The organism is Pseudomonas sp. LBUM1651, assembly GCF_059716135.1.
Genome location: NZ_CP166805.1, coordinates 1,254,540 through 1,271,988, shown reverse-complemented (window position 1 = coordinate 1,271,988; position 17,449 = coordinate 1,254,540). Strand labels below are relative to the sequence as shown.

Sequence of the window (17,449 nt, the reverse complement as noted above, 5' to 3'; positions counted from 1 at the left end):
GTCTACCGGAAAGCCCCTTTCAGCTCAAACCTTGATCTTCGTGCGGTGGCTGCCAATGCAAATTCCAACGCTCCTTTGCACTGCCGTCCAAGCCCCGCAGGTTGGCCACCGCCAGCAATTGCTCGCCTCGGTAGAGCAGCGGCAATCTGCCACGGACGAAACCCGGCACGCCGCTTTCATTGAGCAATCGCTTCAGATCGCGATGGCCGCGACCGGGCAGATTCATCACCTCTCCTCCCTCACGATAGCGGATATGCAGCAGGCCATCGGGGATTTGACCGGTGAGTGTGAGCACGCCGTTGTCCGGCAACACCAGCGATAGCGAGGGGTCGGGCCAGTTTCCGACGGCGCGCGACGTACGCAACCAACTGCCGGACAACCACCAGATACGCCCACCCGCGCGATGCAATTCGCCATCTGCCAGCCGCCAGATCGGGCAAGCATCGCCGCTGGCATCACGTAAATTCTCCCAACCCGACCAATGGTCACTGTCCGGCAGTCGCGTCAGCGGTTCTAGCCAATGACTTAACGCATTACGCTGACGTGCAGCAGACAGCTTTTCCAATGCCGCCAGTTCCAGGGACGGCAATCCCAGCCAATCAAAGTCATTGGCAGTGCTGGCGTCAGCCAGGTCGATTTGCGCAAGCTCATCGAGCAATCCCTGCGCTTCGCTCAGGTGCGCAGCACTGCGGGCCATGGTCGTTACCGCTTGCGGCCAGCGCTCGGTCAATACCGGGAAAACCTGATGGCGCAGGTAATTTCGCGAGAATTGCCGATCCTGGTTCGAAGGATCTTCAATCCAGCCAAGCCGATGCTCGGCCGCATAGGCTTCAAGTTCAGCCCGCGTGATATCGAGCATTGGCCGCAGCAACTGCCCTTTACCGAGTGGGCGCTGGCGTGGCATCCCCGACACCCCCCTCACCCCTGCCCCACGCAACATCCGAAATAACAACGTTTCCGCCTGATCGTTACGGTGCTGGGCGGTCATCAACACTTCATTGGCCTGAGTCGCCTCGATGAACGCGGCGTATCGCGCATCCCGGGCAGCACGCTCAAGGCTGGCGCCGGGTTGAACCTGCACGCGAATAACCTGCAGCGGCACCCCCAGCGCATCACAGACCGACTGACAATGATCCGGCCACGCATCAGCCACAGCCTGAAGGCCGTGATGTACGTGGATGGCGTTTAGTGCCGGCAGGGATTCGGTTTTTGCGAGGTGTACGAGAAGGTGCAGCAGAACGGTGGAGTCGAGACCACCGGAGAAGGCGACGTGCCAGGTTGCGGCGTTGCGCCATGGAGCAAGTTGCTTGAGAAGCGTTGTACAAAGTGTCATTGACGCACCAAAACCTGTAGGAGCCGAGCTTGCTCGCGATGAACGATAACGCGGCCGGTCTGTTAAACCGAGGCGTCCCTATCGCGGGCAAGCCTTGCTCCTACATGATGGAGGAGCGATCTCAGAGACCGTAGCTCATCAGACGCTCATAACGACGGGCCAGCAGCGCGTCATTGTCGAACTTCTTCAACATCGCCAGCTGCGAGCTCAACTCGGCACGGATCGATGCAGCCGCAGCGGCCGGATTACGGTGCGCGCCGCCCAAAGGCTCGCCGATCACTTTGTCGACGATGCCCAGGCCTTTCAGGCGCTCGGCAGTGATGCCCATGGCCTCAGCAGCGTCCGGCGCTTTCTCGGCGGTCTTCCACAGAATCGAGGCGCAACCTTCCGGCGAGATCACTGCGTAGGTCGAATACTGCAGCATGTTCAGTTGATCGCAAACGCCGATCGCCAGCGCACCACCGGAACCACCCTCACCGATCACGGTGGCGATGATTGGGGTTTTCAGGCGGGCCATGACGCGCAGGTTCCAGGCAATCGCTTCGCTCTGGTTGCGCTCTTCAGCGTCGATACCAGGGTAGGCGCCCGGCGTATCGATGAAGGTCAGGATCGGCATTTTGAAGCGTTCGGCCATTTCCATCAGGCGGCAAGCCTTGCGGTAGCCTTCCGGACGCGGCATGCCGAAGTTGCGGCGAACCTTCTCGCGCACTTCGCGGCCTTTCTGGTGACCGATGATCATCACCGGCTGGTCATCCAGGCGGGCCACGCCGCCAACGATGGCAGCGTCGTCGGAGAAGTGACGGTCGCCGTGCAGTTCGTCGAACTCGGTGAAGATGTGTTCGATGTAGTCCAGGGTGTATGGACGTTTCGGGTGACGCGCCAGACGCGCGATCTGCCAGCTGGTCAGCTTGCCGAAGATATCCTCGGTCAGCGTGCTGCTTTTGTCCTGCAGGCGGGAGATCTCATCGCCGATATTCAGCGAATTGTCGTTACCGACCAAGCGCAACTCTTCGATCTTGGCTTGCAGGTCGGCGATCGGCTGTTCGAAATCTAGAAAATTCGGGTTCATAGGCGTCCGTCTAGGGTCGACGTCCAAGAGAGCTTGGGCCGGCCGGTTGTCTATTCGCGCCCTACCTTAAGGGAGAGGCGCGTTCAGGTCGAGATTAAAAATTCAGGTCGAGATCAGGCCGTACAGAGGGTACCTGACCGTCAACGGTATTGGAGGAAGACGTTGTCTCGCCCGAACTGGTCACGCAGGGCTTGAATCAACGCATCCGCCGGGTCGATTCGCCAGGTCTCGCCGAACTGCAGCAAGGCCTTCGCATCGGGGCTCGTGTATTCCATGGTGATCGGGCAAGCGCCGCGGTGACGCTTGAACAGCTCACCCAGCCAGCGTAGTTGATCGCCTTTCAAATCTTTGGTCTGCAGCTTCAAACGCAGACTTTCGGCCAGGTTGGTGCGCGCATCTTCCATGCTCATCACCCGCTTGACCCGCAGACGCAAACCGCCGGAGAAGTCGTCGTTGCTGACCTCGCCTTCGACCACCACCATGGCGTCAGTCTGCAACAGCGACTGCGCCGAATGGAACGCATCAGCGAACAACGAAGCTTCGATCCGGCCAGAGCGGTCGTCAAGGGTGATGAACCCCATCTTGTCGCCCTTTTTGTTCTTCATCACCCGCAGGGCGATGATCATGCCTGCGACGGTCTGTGTATCACGAGCCGGCTTCAGGTCGATGATCCGTTGACGGGCAAAACGGCGGATCTCACCTTCGTATTCGTCGATCGGGTGACCGGTCAGGTACAGGCCCAGGGTGTCTTTCTCCCCTTTCAGGCGTTCCTTCAGGGTCAGCTCTTTCGCCTTGCGGTGATTGGCGTAGACGTCGGCGTCTTCTTCTACAAATAGCCCGCCAAACAAGTCGGCGTGACCACTGTCGTGAGTGCGAGCGGTCTGTTCCGCGGCCTTGATCGCCCCTTCCATCGCATTCAGCAACACCGCGCGGTTCTGGTCGATGCTGGCTTGATAGGCTTTCGGTTCGTCATGGAAATACGGGCCCAGACGGTCCAGCGCACCGCTGCGGATCAAACCGTCGAGGGTGCGCTTGTTGATGCGTTTGAGGTCGACACGGGCGCAGAAATCGAACAGGTCCTTGAACGGCCCCTCCTGACGCGCCTCGGTGATCGCTTCCACCGGCCCTTCGCCCACACCCTTGATCGCGCCGAGGCCGTAGATGATGCGGCCTTCGTCGTTCACCGTGAACTTGAACTCCGAGGTATTCACATCCGGCGCGTCGAGACGCAGCTTCATGGTGCGAATTTCTTCGATCAAGGTCACGACCTTGTCGGTGTTGTGCATATCCGCCGACAGTACAGCGGCCATGAACGGCGCCGGGTAGTGCGTTTTCAGCCACGCGGTCTGGTACGACACCAGGCCATACGCAGCGGAGTGGGATTTGTTGAAGCCGTAACCGGCGAACTTTTCCACCAGGTCGAAAATGTTACCGGCCAGGTCTGCGTCGATGTTGTTGGTGGCGCAACCTTCAATGAAACCGCCACGCTGCTTGGCCATTTCCTCGGGCTTTTTCTTACCCATGGCCCGACGCAGCATGTCCGCACCACCGAGGGTGTAACCGGCCATGACCTGGGCAATCTGCATCACCTGTTCCTGATACAGGATGATGCCGTAAGTCGGTGCCAGAACCGGCTTCAAGCCTTCGTACTGGTAGTCCGAGTGCGGGTACGCGAGCTCCGCGCGACCGTGCTTGCGGTTGATAAAGTCGTCAACCATGCCGGATTGCAAAGGGCCCGGACGGAACAGGGCCACCAGTGCGATCAAGTCTTCCAGGCAGTCGGGCTTGAGCTTTTTGATCAGCTCTTTCATGCCGCGCGACTCGAGCTGGAACACCGCGGTGGTTTCAGCTTTTTGCAGCAGCGCGTAGGTCGGCTTGTCGTCCAGCGGGATGAACGCGATGTCCAGCGGTGGCTCGTCGACCTTGGCGCGATCGCGATTGATGGTTTTCAACGCCCAGTCGATAACCGTCAGGGTCCGCAGACCGAGGAAGTCGAACTTCACCAGGCCGGCGGCTTCAACGTCGTCCTTGTCGAACTGTGTTACCAGGCCATCACCGGCCTCGTCGCAATAAATCGGCGAAAAGTCAGTCAGCTTGGTCGGCGCGATGACCACGCCACCGGCGTGCTTGCCGACGTTACGCACAACGCCTTCGAGCTTGCGCGCCATTTCCCAGATTTCCGCGGCTTCTTCATCGACCTTGATGAAGTCACGGAGGATTTCTTCCTGCTCGTAGGCTTTTTCCAGGGTCATGCCGACTTCGAACGGAATCATCTTCGACAGACGATCCGCCAGACCGTAGGACTTGCCCTGCACCCGCGCCACGTCACGGACCACTGCCTTGGCGGCCATGGAACCGAAGGTGATGATCTGGCTTACCGCGTTGCGGCCGTACTTTTCGGCCACGTAGTCGATGACCCGGTCACGACCGTCCATGCAGAAGTCGACGTCGAAGTCGGGCATCGATACCCGTTCCGGGTTGAGGAAACGTTCGAACAGCAGGTCATATTCCAGCGGGTCGAGGTCGGTGATCTTCTGTACATAGGCCACCAGCGACCCGGCACCCGATCCACGGCCCGGGCCAACCGGCACGCCGTTACTCTTGGCCCACTGGATAAAGTCCATCACGATCAGGAAGTAGCCGGGGAAGCCCATCTGGATGATGATATCCAGCTCGAAATTCAACCGGTCGACATAGACCTGGCGCTTGGCTTCATAGTCTTCGGTGGTGTCCTTGGGCAGCAGCACGCTCAGACGATCTTCCAGACCGTCGAAAGACACCTTGCGGAAATACTCGTCGATGGTCATGCCATCGGGAATCGGGAAGTTGGGCAGGAAGTGCGTGCCCAGTTTCACTTCGATGTTGCAGCGCTTGGCGATCTCGACGGTGTTTTCCAGCGCCTCGGGAATGTCGCTGAACAGCTCGGCCATTTCCTCGGCGCTTTTGAGGTATTGCTGATCGCTGTAATTCTTCGAACGCCGCGGATCGTCGAGGGCGCGGCCCTCACCGATGCAGACGCGGGTCTCGTGAGCAGCAAAGTCTTCCTGCTTGATGAAGCGCACGTCGTTGGTTGCCACGAGTGGCGCGCCGATTTTCTCGGCCAGGGCCACGGCGCCGTGCAGTTGTTCTTCATCGTTGGGGCGATTGGTGCGCTGGATTTCCAGGTAAAAGCGATCCGGGAACACCGCCATCCATTCGCGCGCCAGCTTTTCCGCTTCAGCCGGATTGCCGCTGAGCATGGCCAGACCAATCTCGCCTTCTTTCGCCGCCGACAACATGATCAAGCCTTCGCTGGCCTCGGCCACCCACTCACGCTCGATGATGACCGAGCCATTGCGCTGGCCGTCGATGAAGCCGCGGGAGATCAGTTCAGTGAGGTTGCGATAGCCGACAGCGTTCATTGCCAGCAGGCTGATCCGGCTCAGGGCGTTGTCCGGATCCTTGTTCGACAGCCACAGGTCAGCGCCGCAGATCGGCTTGATGCCTGCGCCCATGGCAGCTTTATAGAATTTGACCAGGGAACACATGTTGTTCTGGTCGGTGACCGCTACGGCAGGCATGTTCATGCCGACCAGGGTCTTGACCAGCGGTTTGATCCGCACCAGACCGTCGACCAGGGAATATTCAGTGTGCAGGCGTAGATGAACGAATGAAGCCGGCATAGTGATCCTGTCTAGAAACGTGAAGACAACAAGGCCCGGATTGTACCGGGCCTTGGGAAAAACATCAGCCTTGCGACTAACTCTCTATGAAGCTTTCGCGCGCCTCATACGCCAGCCGCACAGGCGCAAACGAGCGGCGATGAATCGGAGTCGGGCCCAAGCGTGCCAGCGCCTCCAGATGAACGGGCGTCGGATAGCCTTTGTGACCACCGATGCCGTAACCCGGGTAAATCAATTCGAAGGCGGCCATCTCGCGGTCGCGGCTGACCTTGGCCAGAATCGATGCAGCAGCAATGGCTGGAACCTTGCTGTCCCCCTTGACCACCGCTTCGGCACGCATGGACAGTTTCGGGCAGCGGTTACCGTCGATCATCGCCAGTTTCGGCTGAATGTGCAGGCCTTCGATCGCGCGCTGCATGGCCAGCATAGTGGCATGGAGGATGTTCAACTCGTCGATTTCTTCGACTTCTGCACGCGCGATGCACCAGCTCAAAGCTTTTTCGCAGATTTCGTCGTAGAGCTTTTCGCGACGGGCTTCGGTGAGCTTCTTCGAATCGTTCAAGCCCAGGATCGGACGGTTCGGATCGAGGATCACAGCCGCGGTTACCACGGCGCCACAAAGCGGGCCGCGACCGACTTCGTCAACACCGGCAACCAGATCTTCGACTTCAGCGACCAAGGTGAAATCCAGCCCCATTTGCATGCTTGTTTTACTCATTGTACTTGGCCGATCAGCTTCAGCACTGCATCTGCAGCCTGGTTGGAGGCATCCAGACGAAGGGTCCGGTGAATTTCATCAAAGCCGCGAGTCTGCTCTTCGCCACCTTCGATCAATGGCGACAACGTCTGGGCCAGCGCTTCAACGGTCGCGTCGTCCTGCAGCAACTCGGGCACCAACAGGCGCTGGGCCAACAGGTTCGGCAACGAGACGTAGGGGCTCTTGACCATGCGCTTGAGAATCCAGAACGTCAGTGGCGCCAAACGATAGGCAACGACCATCGGCCGCTTGTACAACAACGCTTCAAGGGTAGCCGTTCCGGAGGCGATCAACACCGCGTCGCAAGCTGCCAGCGCCAGATGGGACTTGCCGTCGAGCAGGGTCAGCGGCAGATCGCGACCGACGAGCAACTCTTCAAGCTGCGCGCGGCGCTGAGGACTGGCGCACGGCATGACGAACCGCACACCAGGACGCAGGGCGCGCAGACGCTGGGCGGTATCGAGGAACAACGCCCCCAGACGACCCACTTCACCACCGCGACTGCCGGGCATCAGCGCGACCAACGGCCCGTCCGGCAGACCGAGCTCGGCCCGTGCAGCAGCGCGATCCGCTTCAAGCGGGATCGCATCGGCCAGGGAATGCCCGACAAACCGCACCGGCACACCTTTCTCTTCATAGAATTTTGCTTCGAACGGAAACAGCGTCAGCATCAGGTCGCAACCTTCGCGAATCTTCAATACCCGCTTCTGCCGCCACGCCCACACCGACGGGCTGACGTAATGCACGGTCTTGATCCCGGCCTGACGCAGCTTGAGTTCGATATTCAGGTTGAAGTCCGGGGCATCGATACCGATGAACACATCCGGCTTCTCGGCGATCAGGTCAGCAACCAGCTTCTTGCGGCGCTTGAGCAACTCGCGCAGCCGACCCAGCACTTCCACCAGGCCCATGACCGAGAGACGTTCCATCGGGAAATACGAGGTCAGGCCCTCGGCCTGCATCAGCGGACCACCGACACCGATGAACTCGACCGCCGGATGCTGTGCCTTGAGCGCACGCATGAGACCGGCGCCCAGAATGTCACCGGAAGCCTCACCCGCCACCAGCGCAATACGCAGATTAGCCATGATTAACGCGTGATGCCGCGGGTCGAAGACTGGATGGAATCACGGAACACCGCGACTTCCGGAAACTGCGCCGAGGGTTCGGCCAGTTCGGCGAGCGCTTGCTCGACGGTCAGGCCCTGGCGGTAAACCACCTTGTAGGCACGACGCAGGGCGTGGATCGCGTCTTCGCTGAAACCACGGCGACGCATGCCTTCGAAGTTCATGCTGCGCGCTTCGGCCGGGTTGCCGAACACGGTGACGTAGGCTGGAACGTCCTTGCCGATGGCGGTGCCCATACCGGAAAAGCTGTGGGCGCCGATATGGCAATACTGGTGAACCAGGGTGAAACCGGACAGGATCGCCCAGTCTTCAACGTGCACATGGCCCGCCAGCGCGGTGTTGTTGACCAGGATGCAGTGGTTGCCGATGACGCTGTCGTGGCCGATATGGGCATAGGCCATGATCAGGTTGTGATCGCCCAGGGTCGTTTCCGAACGGTCCTGAATGGTCCCGCGATGAATCGTCACGCCTTCACGGATGACGTTATGGTCGCCGATGACCAGACGGGTTTCTTCACCTTTGTATTTCAGATCGGGCGTGTCCTCGCCTACCGAAGAAAACTGGTAGATGCGATTGTGCTTACCGATTCGGGTCGGGCCTTTGAGAATCACATGCGGCCCGATCACTGTCCCCTCGCCGATTTCCACACCTGCGCCGATGATCGACCAGGGGCCGACCTCAACGTCGTCGGCCAGAATGGCCGCCGGATCGATGATTGCACGAGGGTCAATCAAACTCATAGTTTGCGTTCCGCGCAGATGATTTCAGCGGAGCAGACTGGCTTGCCATCGACCGAAGCCTGGCATTCGAATTTCCAGATCTGGCGCTTGCAGCTCAGGAACTTGGCTTCGAGGATCAACTGATCGCCCGGCAGCACTGGCTGACGGAAGCGCAGCTTGTCGGAGCCGACGAAGTAGTAAAGGGTGCCGTCGGCCGGTTTCACGTCGAGCATTTTGAAACCAAGGATCCCGGCAGCCTGAGCCATCGCTTCGATGATCAGTACACCCGGCATGATTGGATGCGCCGGGAAGTGACCATTGAAGAACGGTTCGTTGATGCTGACATTCTTGTAGGCGCGAATGCGCTTGCCTTCCACGTCCAGTTCCACGACCCGGTCCACCAGCAGGAACGGGTAACGGTGAGGCAGGTATTCGCGAATCTCGTTGATGTCCATCATTTCGGGGGGAAGCCTATGTAAAGATTGGAAACGCGCGACTGACGCGCGTTCCTCTAGCAAATCAAGGAGGCAGTCTAGCGGCTGTGCACACTTGATATGGAAATGGTATCAGCCATCTGATGAAGCATTACCGTCAGGGGTCACTTCCCCTGTCCGCTTTTCCAGCTGTCGCAGTCGCCGCGCGATGTCATCGAGCTGACGGATACGTGCCGCGCTTTTGCGCCATTCGGCAGCCGGTTGCATGGCCGTACCGGAAGAGTAGGAACCCGGTTCGGTAATCGAATGGGTCACCATGGTCATCCCGGTGATGAAAACCTTGTCGCAAATTTCGATATGCCCCACCAGCCCAACGCCACCGGCGAGCATGCAATGCTTGCCGATCTTGGTGCTGCCGGAAATCCCCACGCACGCGGCCATGGCGGTGTGATCACCGACCTGGACGTTGTGGGCGATCTGAATCTGATTGTCGAGCTTGACGCCATTACCGATGACGGTATCGGCCAGCGCACCGCGGTCGATGGCGGTATTCACGCCGATCTCCACATCGTCACCGACCAGCACACCACCGATCTGGGCGATTTTCTGCCAGATGCCTTTCTCGTTGGCAAAGCCGAAGCCTTCGCCACCCAGTACCGCACCGGATTGAATCACCACCCGCTTGCCGATGCGCACGTCGTGATACAGCGTGACGCGCGGTGCGAGCCAGCCACCTTCGCCAATGACGCTACGGGCGCCGATGAAGCAATGCGCGCCGATGGTCGTACCCGCATCAACTCGCGCCCCGCTTTCGATGACCACAAAGGCACCGATACTCGCAGCCGGATCGACCACCGCATCCTCCGCCACTACCGCTGTCGGATGAATACCGGCAGCCGCCTTGGGCTTGGGATCGAACAGGTGGGAAACACGTGCATAGGCCAGGTAAGGGTCGGGCACGACCAGCGCATCACCGGAAAAACTTTCGGCGTCAGCGGCTTTCAGCAACAAGGCTGCAGCCCGGCTGTCGGCCAGGAATTTACGGTATTGAGGATTTGCCAGAAAGCTCAACTGAGCTGGGCCAGCCTCTTGCAAAGTGGCTAGCCCAGTAATTTCCTTCTCCGGGTCGCCACGCAGGGTGGCGCCGAGGAACTCGGCCAACTGGCCGAGTTTTATGGTCGCTGTCATGGATTACTTCAGCTGATTCATGCGCTCGATAACCTGGCGAGTGATGTCGTACTGAGGTTTGACATCAATCACTGCGCCACGCTCGAAGACCAGGTCAAAAGCACCTTTCTTGATGACTTCTTCCACAGCACTGTCCAGTTTCGGCTTGAGCTGCTTCAGCATTTCACGGTCAGCAACGGCTTTGGCTTCGTTCAGTTCCTTGGACTGGAACTGGAAGTCACGGGCCTTTTGCTTGAATTCAAGTTCCAGACGCTCACGCTCGCCTTGCTGCATCTTGTCGCCGCCCGCCATCAGACGGTCCTGAATGCCCTTGGCGCTGCTTTCCAGGGTCTTGAGCTTGGTCAGCTGCGGGCCGAACTTCTTCTCGGCATCCACGGCGTATTTCTTGGCCGCGTCGGATTCCAGCAGAGCCATCTGATAGTTCAGAACGGCGATTTTCATGTCGGCAAAAGCCGGACCTGCTACCAGTACGGTCGCCAGGAGAACCAATTGAGTCAACTTACGCACGATGCACTCCTACAAAATCCATTGTCGTTATCTTGGGTCAGACGCTTAGAACGTCTGGCCGAGGGAGAATTGGAACACTTGAGTTTCAGCCTCATCCGGTTTCTTGATCGGCATGGCCAACGCGAAACTCAGAGGACCCAGTGCGGTAACCCATGTCACACCTACACCGACAGAGCTGGCCATGTTGCTCAGGCTGATATCGTTGCACTGGGTATTGGACGACGAACCGTTTGCGTTGGTGGCGTCCTTGCACTGCGAGTCGAAAACGTTACCCACATCCCAGAATACCGAGGTACGCAGGGAGCGCTGATCCTTGACGAACGGCAGAGGGAACAGAAGCTCTGCACCACCCTGTATCAGGACGTTGCCACCAAACGGCAGTGGATCCTGGTCCGGATCGAACGCGGTCCCCGGGTTCGTGCCACGGCTAGGCGTACTGCGCGGGCCCAGGGTGCTGTCCTTGAAGCCACGAACCGAGTTGAAACCACCAGCATAGTAGTTTTCATAGAACGGCAAGCCATCGGTTGAACCGTAGCCGTCGCCATACCCCAGTTCGGTGTGCAGGCGCACGGTGTAGTTATCAGACAATGGCTGGAACAACTGGCCACGGTAGTCGAGTTTGAAGAACGACAGATCACTGCCCGGTGTCGTGGTTTCCAGCACAAGGCTTTGAGAGTGACCACGGGTCGCCAGTACACCTTTGTTCAGGGTCGACTCGGACCAACCGGCCGAAGCCTTGAAGTTCAGGTAGTTGTCGCCTTCCTTGTTAACGAAGTCGAAGATCTCGTCAACGGTGTACAGGCCGGTCTTGATCTTGTCTTGTTGCGCGGTCAGGCCGAAGGTCAGACGCGACGTTTCGCTGATCGGGTAACCGACGCTCACGCCCGCACCCAGGCTGTCTACGGCATAGCTGGCTACGTCAACGTCGAGGTCGTCGTAGTCAGTGGTGCGATAGAACGCGTTGTAACCCAGGCTCACACCGTCAGCAGTCCAGTAGGGGTCGACATAACCGAAGTTATAGCGGCTCTGGTATTCACTGCGGGTCAAGCCGAGGCTGACCTTGTTACCGGTACCCAGGAAGTTGTTCTGGGTGATCGAACCACCGAGGATCAGACCGGCACTCTGTGCGAAGCCGACGCTGGCGGTAATCGAACCGGAAGCTTGTTCTTCAACGCTGTAGTTCACGTCAACCTGGTCATCGACACCTGGAACGGCCGGGGTTTCGACGTTGACTTCCTTGAAGAAGCCCAGGCGCTCAAGACGGGTCTTGGACTGGTCGATCAGGTAAGTCGAGGCCCAGCCACCTTCCATCTGACGCATTTCACGGCGCAGCACTTCGTCTTCGGACTTGGTGTTGCCACGGAAGTTGATGCGGTTGACGTAGGCACGCTTGCCCGGATCGACAGCGAAAGTGATATCGACGGTGTGGTCTTCATCGTGCGGCTGAGGCACGCCGTTGACGTTGGCGAAGGTGTAGCCCTCGTTACCCAGACGACGGGTAATCAGTTCGGACGTGGTGGTCATCAGCTTGCGCGAGAACACCTGGCCTTTCTGCACCAGCAGCAGCGACTTGACCTGGTCCTCAGGGACTTTCAGGTCGCCGCTCAGCTTGACGTCACGAACGGTGTACTTCTCGCCTTCGTTGACGTTGACGGTGATGTAGACGTGTTTCTTGTCCGGGGTGATGGACACCTGGGTCGACGCGATATCCATGTTGATATAGCCACGGTCCAGGTAGTAGGAACGCAGACGCTCCAGGTCACCGGAAAGCTTTTCACGAGCGTACTTGTCGTCGTTCTTGAAGAACGACAACCAGTTGGTGGTCTTGAGTTCGAACAGGTCGATCAGGTCTTCATCAGGGAAGACCGTGTTACCCACCACGTTGATGTGCTGGATAGCAGCGACGGTGCCTTCGTTGATGTTGACCTTCAGGCCGACGCGGTTGCGCGGCTGCGGCACCACTTCGGTGTCGACGGTAGCCGAGTAGCGACCCTGCGCGACATATTGGCGCTGCAGTTCGTTACGCACACCTTCGAGCGTGGCACGCTGAAAGATCTCGCCTTCGGCCAGACCGGATTGTTTGAGGCCTTTCATCAGGTCTTCAGTGGAGATCGCCTTGTTACCCTCGATCTCGATACTGGCGACTGACGGGCGCTCGACTACCGTGATGACCAGGACGTTGCCATCGCGGCCCAGCTGGATATCTTGAAAGAACCCGGTTTTGAACAGCGCACGAGTGGATTCCACCAGGCGACGATCATCCGCCTGTTCACCGACGTTCAACGGCAAGGCACCAAAGACGCTACCCGCGGAGACCCGCTGGAGGCCATTGACGCGAATATCAGAGATAGTGAAGGACTCGGCGTGAACTTCGGCGATCATCAATACGGTGAGAACCGCAGTTAGCAGCAGACGTTTCATGAAGTCCTTTCTTATTCCAACTGGCAATAAACAAACTGCCGCAAAATGCGGCAGATTCGCAATATCAGCGAAGTGTTACAGACGGCCCAAATCATTGACCAGAGCAAGCAACATCACCCCGACCACCAAACTGATGCCGATCTGTATCCCCCAACCCTGCACCCGATCCGACAAGGGACGACCACGCGCCCACTCGATCAGATAAAACAACAAATGTCCCCCATCCAGTACAGGAATGGGCAACAAATTCAGAACCCCCAGGCTAATACTCAGATAAGCAAGGAAATTCAGGAAATCAGCAACACCCGACTGGGCAGAAGCGCCCGCCACTTTAGCAATGGTTATCGGTCCACTCAAGTTTTTTACCGAGAGCTCACCGAACAACATTTTCTTGAGCGAATCGAGGGTCAGTACGCTCATGGTCCAGGTGCGTCGAGCCCCCTCGCCAATCGCGGCCAAAGGACCGTAACTGACCTCGCGAATCATCTCCGGCGGCCAATCGATTGCCTTCACCCCGGCGCCAAGATAACCACTGGGTGATTTTTTCTCGCCGCGAGCAGCGAGCGTCACAGGGACGTCGATTTGAGCACCATCGCGCTCGACGCGCAGCATGATTTTGGTATCCGGTTGCTTACGGACGATGTCGACCACCTGTTGCCAATCATCGAGCGCCTTGCCATCAAGCGCCAACAACCGGTCGCCGGTTTTCAGGCCAGCCGCCTGCGCCGGGCCTTTCGGATCGAGCTCAGCCAGAACTGGCGGCAACGCCGGACGCCAAGGGCGGATACCCAGGGAATGAATCGGATCTGGCTCGTCGGCGCCCTTGAGCCATTTATCCAGGACCAGCTCACGAGGCGAATCCGCTGTGGAACCCTGCTCGCGGACCAGCACTTGAAGGGAACCGCTCTCGCCGAGGCGACGGACCAGTTGCAGATTGACTGCGCCCCAGCCCGAAGTCGGCTCACCATCGATGGCGACAATTTCCTGACCCGGGCTCAAACCGGCCTTGGCGGCGATACTGCCGGACTCGACGGCACCGATGACAGGCCGCACCTGCTCGCTGCCGAGCATCGCGAGCACCCAGAAAAAAATCATCGCCAGTAAAAAGTTGGCAATCGGCCCGGCCGACACAATGGCAATGCGCTGACGGACGGATTTGCGATTGAAGGACTGATCGAGCTGATCGGCTGGCACTTCACCTTCGCGCTCATCGAGCATCTTCACGTAGCCGCCCAGCGGGATCGCAGCAACGACGAACTCAGTGCCTTTCTTGTCGTGCCAGCGCAGCAAAGGCATGCCGAAGCCCACGGAGAAGCGCAGCACTTTGACCCCACAGCGACGCGCGACCCAGAAATGGCCGAATTCGTGGAAGGTGACCAGCACGCCCAGGGCTACCAGGGTGCCGACAATCATATAGAGCGCGCTCATCTACTTTCTCCGCAATCCTATCCAGTGCTGCATGGGCCAACGTGTTGCAGCACTTACCGCCCGTGACGACTCAACCATTGCTCCACCAGGACTCGCGCTTTCGCGTCAGCCGTGAACACCGCCTCGAGATCATCCACCGCAACCACAGGCTCGAGATTCAAGACTTCTTCGATGATACTCGCGATTTCCAGATAACGAACCCGCCCGTCGAGAAAGGCGGCGACCGCCACTTCATTTGCCGCATTGAGCATCGCTGGTGCGCTATTGCCCGCCTCGGCAGCCTGACGCGCCAGCCGCAGGCATGGGAAACGCTCTTCATCGGGTGCCTGGAAGTCCAGACGTGCGATGGCGAACAGATCCAGCGGAGCAACGCCCGAATCGATGCGCTCCGGCCAGGCCAGGGCGTTGGCGATCGGTGTGCGCATGTCGGGATTACCCAGCTGAGCCAATACCGAACCGTCGATGTAGTCGACCAGCGAATGAATCACGCTCTGCGGGTGAATCACCACTTCTACCTGGGACGGCTTGGCGTCGAACAGCCAGCAAGCCTCGATCAGCTCGAGCCCCTTGTTCATCATGCTCGCCGAATCCACGGAGATCTTGCGCCCCATGGACCAGGTCGGGTGCGCACAGGCCTGCTCAGGCGAAACATCGGCCAGTTCGGCCAAGGGTGTCAGTCGGAACGGACCGCCCGAGGCTGTCAGCAAGATCCGACGAACGCCCACGACCCCGAGCCCACGGGGAAAATCCTGTGGCATGCACTGGAAAATCGCGTTGTGCTCGCTGTCGATCGGCAGCAGCACCGAACCGCTTTTGCGTACAGCCTGCATGAACAGCGCGCCGGACATCACCAGCGCTTCTTTGTTGGCCAGGAGAATTTTCTTGCCGGCTTCAACTGCCGCCAGGGTCGGACGCAAGCCCGCCGCACCGACAATGGCCGCCATGACCGTATCGACTTCAGGATCGGCAGCGACCTGACACAGGCCCTCCTCCCCCACCAGCACGCGAGTCGACAGACCGGCTGCACGCAAATCGTCCTGCAAGACCCGGGCGGCGCTCTGCTCTGGCACTACGGCGAACCGCGGCACATGACGGACGCAAAGCGCATGCAACTCGCTAAGACGCGTGAAGCCGCTCAAGGCAAAAACCTGATAACGCTCGGGATGACGAGCAATGACGTCGAGCGTGCTCAGACCGATCGAACCGGTCGCCCCCAGAACGGTAATCTGCTGTGGGCGGCTCACGGTGCCGCCATCCACAACAGCACAGCAAATACAGGGATCGCGGCCGTCAGACTGTCGATGCGATCCAGCACACCACCGTGACCTGGCAGCAAATTACTGCTGTCCTTGATCCCGGACTGGCGCTTGAACATGCTTTCGGTAAGGTCACCCACCACCGAGATGAACACGATAATTGCCGCACCGATCAACCCTTTGAACAGTTCGGCAACCGTCCAGTCGCGCACCAGGCCGACAATGACGGTGATCACCAGGCTCAGCGCCAACCCGCCATACACCCCTTCCCAGCTCTTGCCGGGACTGACCTGCGGCGCCAGTTTGCGCTTGCCAAACGCGCGACCGGAGAAGTAGGCACCGATATCGGCCCCCCAGACCAGCACCATCACCGCCATGATCAACCAGTTGCCCAAGGGGTACTGTTTGATCTGGACCAGACCTTGCCAGGCCGGCAACAGGATCAGCAGCCCGATCACCAGCTTGCAAGCGGCACTGGACCAAAGTTCACTGGAGCGCGGATAGGTCAGCACCAGATACGTCGCCACGCCCCACCACAGCACCGAGGCGCCCAACACCCAGGGCGCAAGCCCCGGCAGGATGTGCATGACAAACAACATCAACGCAACCACCGCAGCGTAAGCGACGCGAATCGACTGAGCGGCAAAACCTGCCAAGCGCGCCCATTCCCAGGCACCAAGGGTCACGACCAGTCCGATGAACAGCGCGAAGCCGGAACCTTCGAGCAGGAAAAACCCGCACAAGGCGATCGGCAGCAATATCAGCGCGGTGATGATTCGTTGTTTGAGCATTAAACCCGGGCCCCAGCCTCGACCTGCTCGCTCGTTTTACCGAAGCGACGCTGACGAGAAGCGAAATCGGCCAGCGCGGTGCGCATGGCGTCGTGTTTGAAGTCCGGCCAGAACAGGTCGGAGAAGTACAACTCGGCGTAGGCCAGTTGCCACAGCAGGAAGTTACTGATGCGGTGCTCGCCACCGGTACGAATGCACAGATCCGGCAACGGCAGGTCGCCGGTGGCCAGACAGGTTTGCAACAGCTCGGGGGTGATGTCTTCCGGACGCAGATGGCCGGCCTGGACTTCCCGCGCCAGACGCTGCGCGGCTTGCGCGATGTCCCACTGACCGCCGTAGTTGGCGGCGATCTGCAGGACGAAGCGATTGGCACCCGCCGTCATGGCTTCAGCCTCGCGCATGGCCGCCTGAAGCTCTGGATGAAAGCGCGAACGGTCGCCAATGATGCGCAGACTGATGTTGTTTTCGTTGAGGCGTTTGGCTTCGCGACGCAATGCCTTGAAGAACAGGTCCATCAAGGCACTGACCTCATCGGCCGGGCGCTGCCAGTTCTCGCTGGAGAAGGCGAATAGGGTTAGTACCTCGACCTTGGCCTCGGCACACACCTCGATCACTGCACGAACTGCATCCACTCCCGCTTTATGCCCGGCGACACCCGGCATAAAGCGTTTTTTCGCCCAGCGATTATTGCCATCCATGATGATCGCGACATGGCGCGGCACCGCGGACGGCGCAACCTGCTTGGTCTTTTCCATGA

The 17,449-nt window shown here is 59.2% G+C and carries 14 protein-coding genes; all 14 read right to left on the bottom strand.

Annotation, left to right across the window (positions count from 1 at the left end):
* Nucleotides 1–19: 19 nt before the first annotated feature.
* The 14 genes from tilS to uppS all read right to left on the bottom strand — a co-directional run bounded on the left by tilS (nt 20) and on the right by uppS (nt 17,447).
* Nucleotides 20–1,333, bottom strand: a complete 1,314-nt coding sequence (tilS, locus tag ACA066_RS05820; RefSeq protein ID WP_497698485.1) for a tRNA lysidine(34) synthetase TilS — start codon at nt 1,331–1,333, stop codon at nt 20–22.
* A gap of 121 nt (nt 1,334–1,454) precedes the next feature.
* Nucleotides 1,455–2,402 (bottom strand): acetyl-CoA carboxylase carboxyltransferase subunit alpha, encoded by a 948-nt coding sequence (locus ACA066_RS05815; RefSeq protein ID WP_497698484.1) that lies wholly within the window; start codon nt 2,400–2,402, stop codon nt 1,455–1,457.
* A 140-nt stretch (nt 2,403–2,542) separates the two neighbouring features.
* Nucleotides 2,543–6,064, bottom strand: a complete 3,522-nt coding sequence (gene dnaE, locus ACA066_RS05810) for a DNA polymerase III subunit alpha (protein ID WP_497698483.1) — start codon at nt 6,062–6,064, stop codon at nt 2,543–2,545.
* Between the two features lie 76 nt (nt 6,065–6,140).
* Entirely contained in the window at nt 6,141–6,767 is a 627-nt protein-coding gene (rnhB, locus tag ACA066_RS05805) for a ribonuclease HII (protein ID WP_497699809.1), read from the bottom strand.
* 11 nt (nt 6,768–6,778) lie between these two features.
* Nucleotides 6,779–7,909, bottom strand: coding sequence for a lipid-A-disaccharide synthase (gene lpxB, locus ACA066_RS05800; RefSeq protein ID WP_497698482.1), 1,131 nt, complete (start codon nt 7,907–7,909; stop codon nt 6,779–6,781).
* 2 nt (nt 7,910–7,911) lie between these two features.
* Nucleotides 7,912–8,688, bottom strand: a complete 777-nt coding sequence (gene lpxA, locus ACA066_RS05795; protein WP_497698481.1) for an acyl-ACP--UDP-N-acetylglucosamine O-acyltransferase — start codon at nt 8,686–8,688, stop codon at nt 7,912–7,914.
* Nucleotides 8,685–9,125 (bottom strand): 3-hydroxyacyl-ACP dehydratase FabZ, encoded by a 441-nt coding sequence (gene fabZ, locus ACA066_RS05790; protein WP_128607522.1) that lies wholly within the window; start codon nt 9,123–9,125, stop codon nt 8,685–8,687. Before fabZ ends, lpxA begins: the two co-directional genes overlap by 4 nt.
* A 108-nt stretch (nt 9,126–9,233) precedes the next feature.
* Complete coding sequence (lpxD, locus tag ACA066_RS05785) at nt 9,234–10,289, bottom strand: UDP-3-O-(3-hydroxymyristoyl)glucosamine N-acyltransferase (protein ID WP_497698480.1); 1,056 nt, start codon at nt 10,287–10,289, stop codon at nt 9,234–9,236.
* A gap of 3 nt (nt 10,290–10,292) precedes the next feature.
* Nucleotides 10,293–10,796, bottom strand: a complete 504-nt coding sequence (locus tag ACA066_RS05780) for an OmpH/Skp family outer membrane protein (protein ID WP_008028980.1) — start codon at nt 10,794–10,796, stop codon at nt 10,293–10,295.
* A 45-nt stretch (nt 10,797–10,841) separates the two neighbouring features.
* On the bottom strand, nt 10,842–13,217 hold the full coding sequence (bamA, locus tag ACA066_RS05775) for an outer membrane protein assembly factor BamA (RefSeq protein WP_497698479.1): 2,376 nt from the start codon (nt 13,215–13,217) through the stop codon (nt 10,842–10,844).
* A 75-nt stretch (nt 13,218–13,292) separates the two neighbouring features.
* Complete coding sequence (gene rseP, locus ACA066_RS05770) at nt 13,293–14,645, bottom strand: sigma E protease regulator RseP (protein WP_497698478.1); 1,353 nt, start codon at nt 14,643–14,645, stop codon at nt 13,293–13,295.
* A 53-nt stretch (nt 14,646–14,698) separates the two neighbouring features.
* A complete protein-coding gene (gene ispC / locus ACA066_RS05765; RefSeq protein ID WP_497698477.1) occupies nt 14,699–15,889 on the bottom strand; it encodes a 1-deoxy-D-xylulose-5-phosphate reductoisomerase in 1,191 nt (396 codons plus the stop codon).
* Nucleotides 15,886–16,692 carry a phosphatidate cytidylyltransferase gene (locus ACA066_RS05760; protein WP_497698476.1) on the bottom strand — a complete coding sequence of 269 codons (807 nt, stop codon included), beginning with the start codon at nt 16,690–16,692 and terminating at the stop codon, nt 15,886–15,888. Before ACA066_RS05760 ends, ispC begins: the two co-directional genes overlap by 4 nt.
* The gene (gene uppS / locus ACA066_RS05755) at nt 16,692–17,447 is read right to left on the bottom strand and encodes a polyprenyl diphosphate synthase (protein ID WP_084322274.1); all 756 of its coding nucleotides are present in this window, start codon (nt 17,445–17,447) and stop codon (nt 16,692–16,694) included. The genes ACA066_RS05760 and uppS overlap by 1 nt, the downstream gene beginning before the upstream one ends.
* Between the last annotated feature and the right edge of the window lie 2 nt (nt 17,448–17,449).

Bases quoted from the DNA above. Each gene is read 5' to 3' on its own strand.
- lpxB (WP_497698482.1), bottom strand. From the start codon at position 7,909: ATGGCTAATCTGCGTATTGCGCTGGTGGCGGGTGAGGCTTCCGGTGAC.
- tilS (WP_497698485.1), bottom strand. From the start codon at position 1,333: ATGACACTTTGTACAACGCTTCTCAAGCAACTTGCTCCATGGCGCAAC.
- rseP (WP_497698478.1), bottom strand. From the start codon at position 14,645: ATGAGCGCGCTCTATATGATTGTCGGCACCCTGGTAGCCCTGGGCGTG.
- lpxA (WP_497698481.1), bottom strand. From the start codon at position 8,688: ATGAGTTTGATTGACCCTCGTGCAATCATCGATCCGGCGGCCATTCTG.
- fabZ (WP_128607522.1), bottom strand. From the start codon at position 9,125: ATGATGGACATCAACGAGATTCGCGAATACCTGCCTCACCGTTACCCG.
- lpxD (WP_497698480.1), bottom strand. From the start codon at position 10,289: ATGACAGCGACCATAAAACTCGGCCAGTTGGCCGAGTTCCTCGGCGCC.
- uppS (WP_084322274.1), bottom strand. From the start codon at position 17,447: ATGGAAAAGACCAAGCAGGTTGCGCCGTCCGCGGTGCCGCGCCATGTC.
- ACA066_RS05815 (WP_497698484.1), bottom strand. From the start codon at position 2,402: ATGAACCCGAATTTTCTAGATTTCGAACAGCCGATCGCCGACCTGCAA.
- rnhB (WP_497699809.1), bottom strand. From the start codon at position 6,767: ATGCAAATGGGGCTGGATTTCACCTTGGTCGCTGAAGTCGAAGATCTG.
- dnaE (WP_497698483.1), bottom strand. From the start codon at position 6,064: ATGCCGGCTTCATTCGTTCATCTACGCCTGCACACTGAATATTCCCTG.
- bamA (WP_497698479.1), bottom strand. From the start codon at position 13,217: ATGAAACGTCTGCTGCTAACTGCGGTTCTCACCGTATTGATGATCGCC.
- ACA066_RS05760 (WP_497698476.1), bottom strand. From the start codon at position 16,692: ATGCTCAAACAACGAATCATCACCGCGCTGATATTGCTGCCGATCGCC.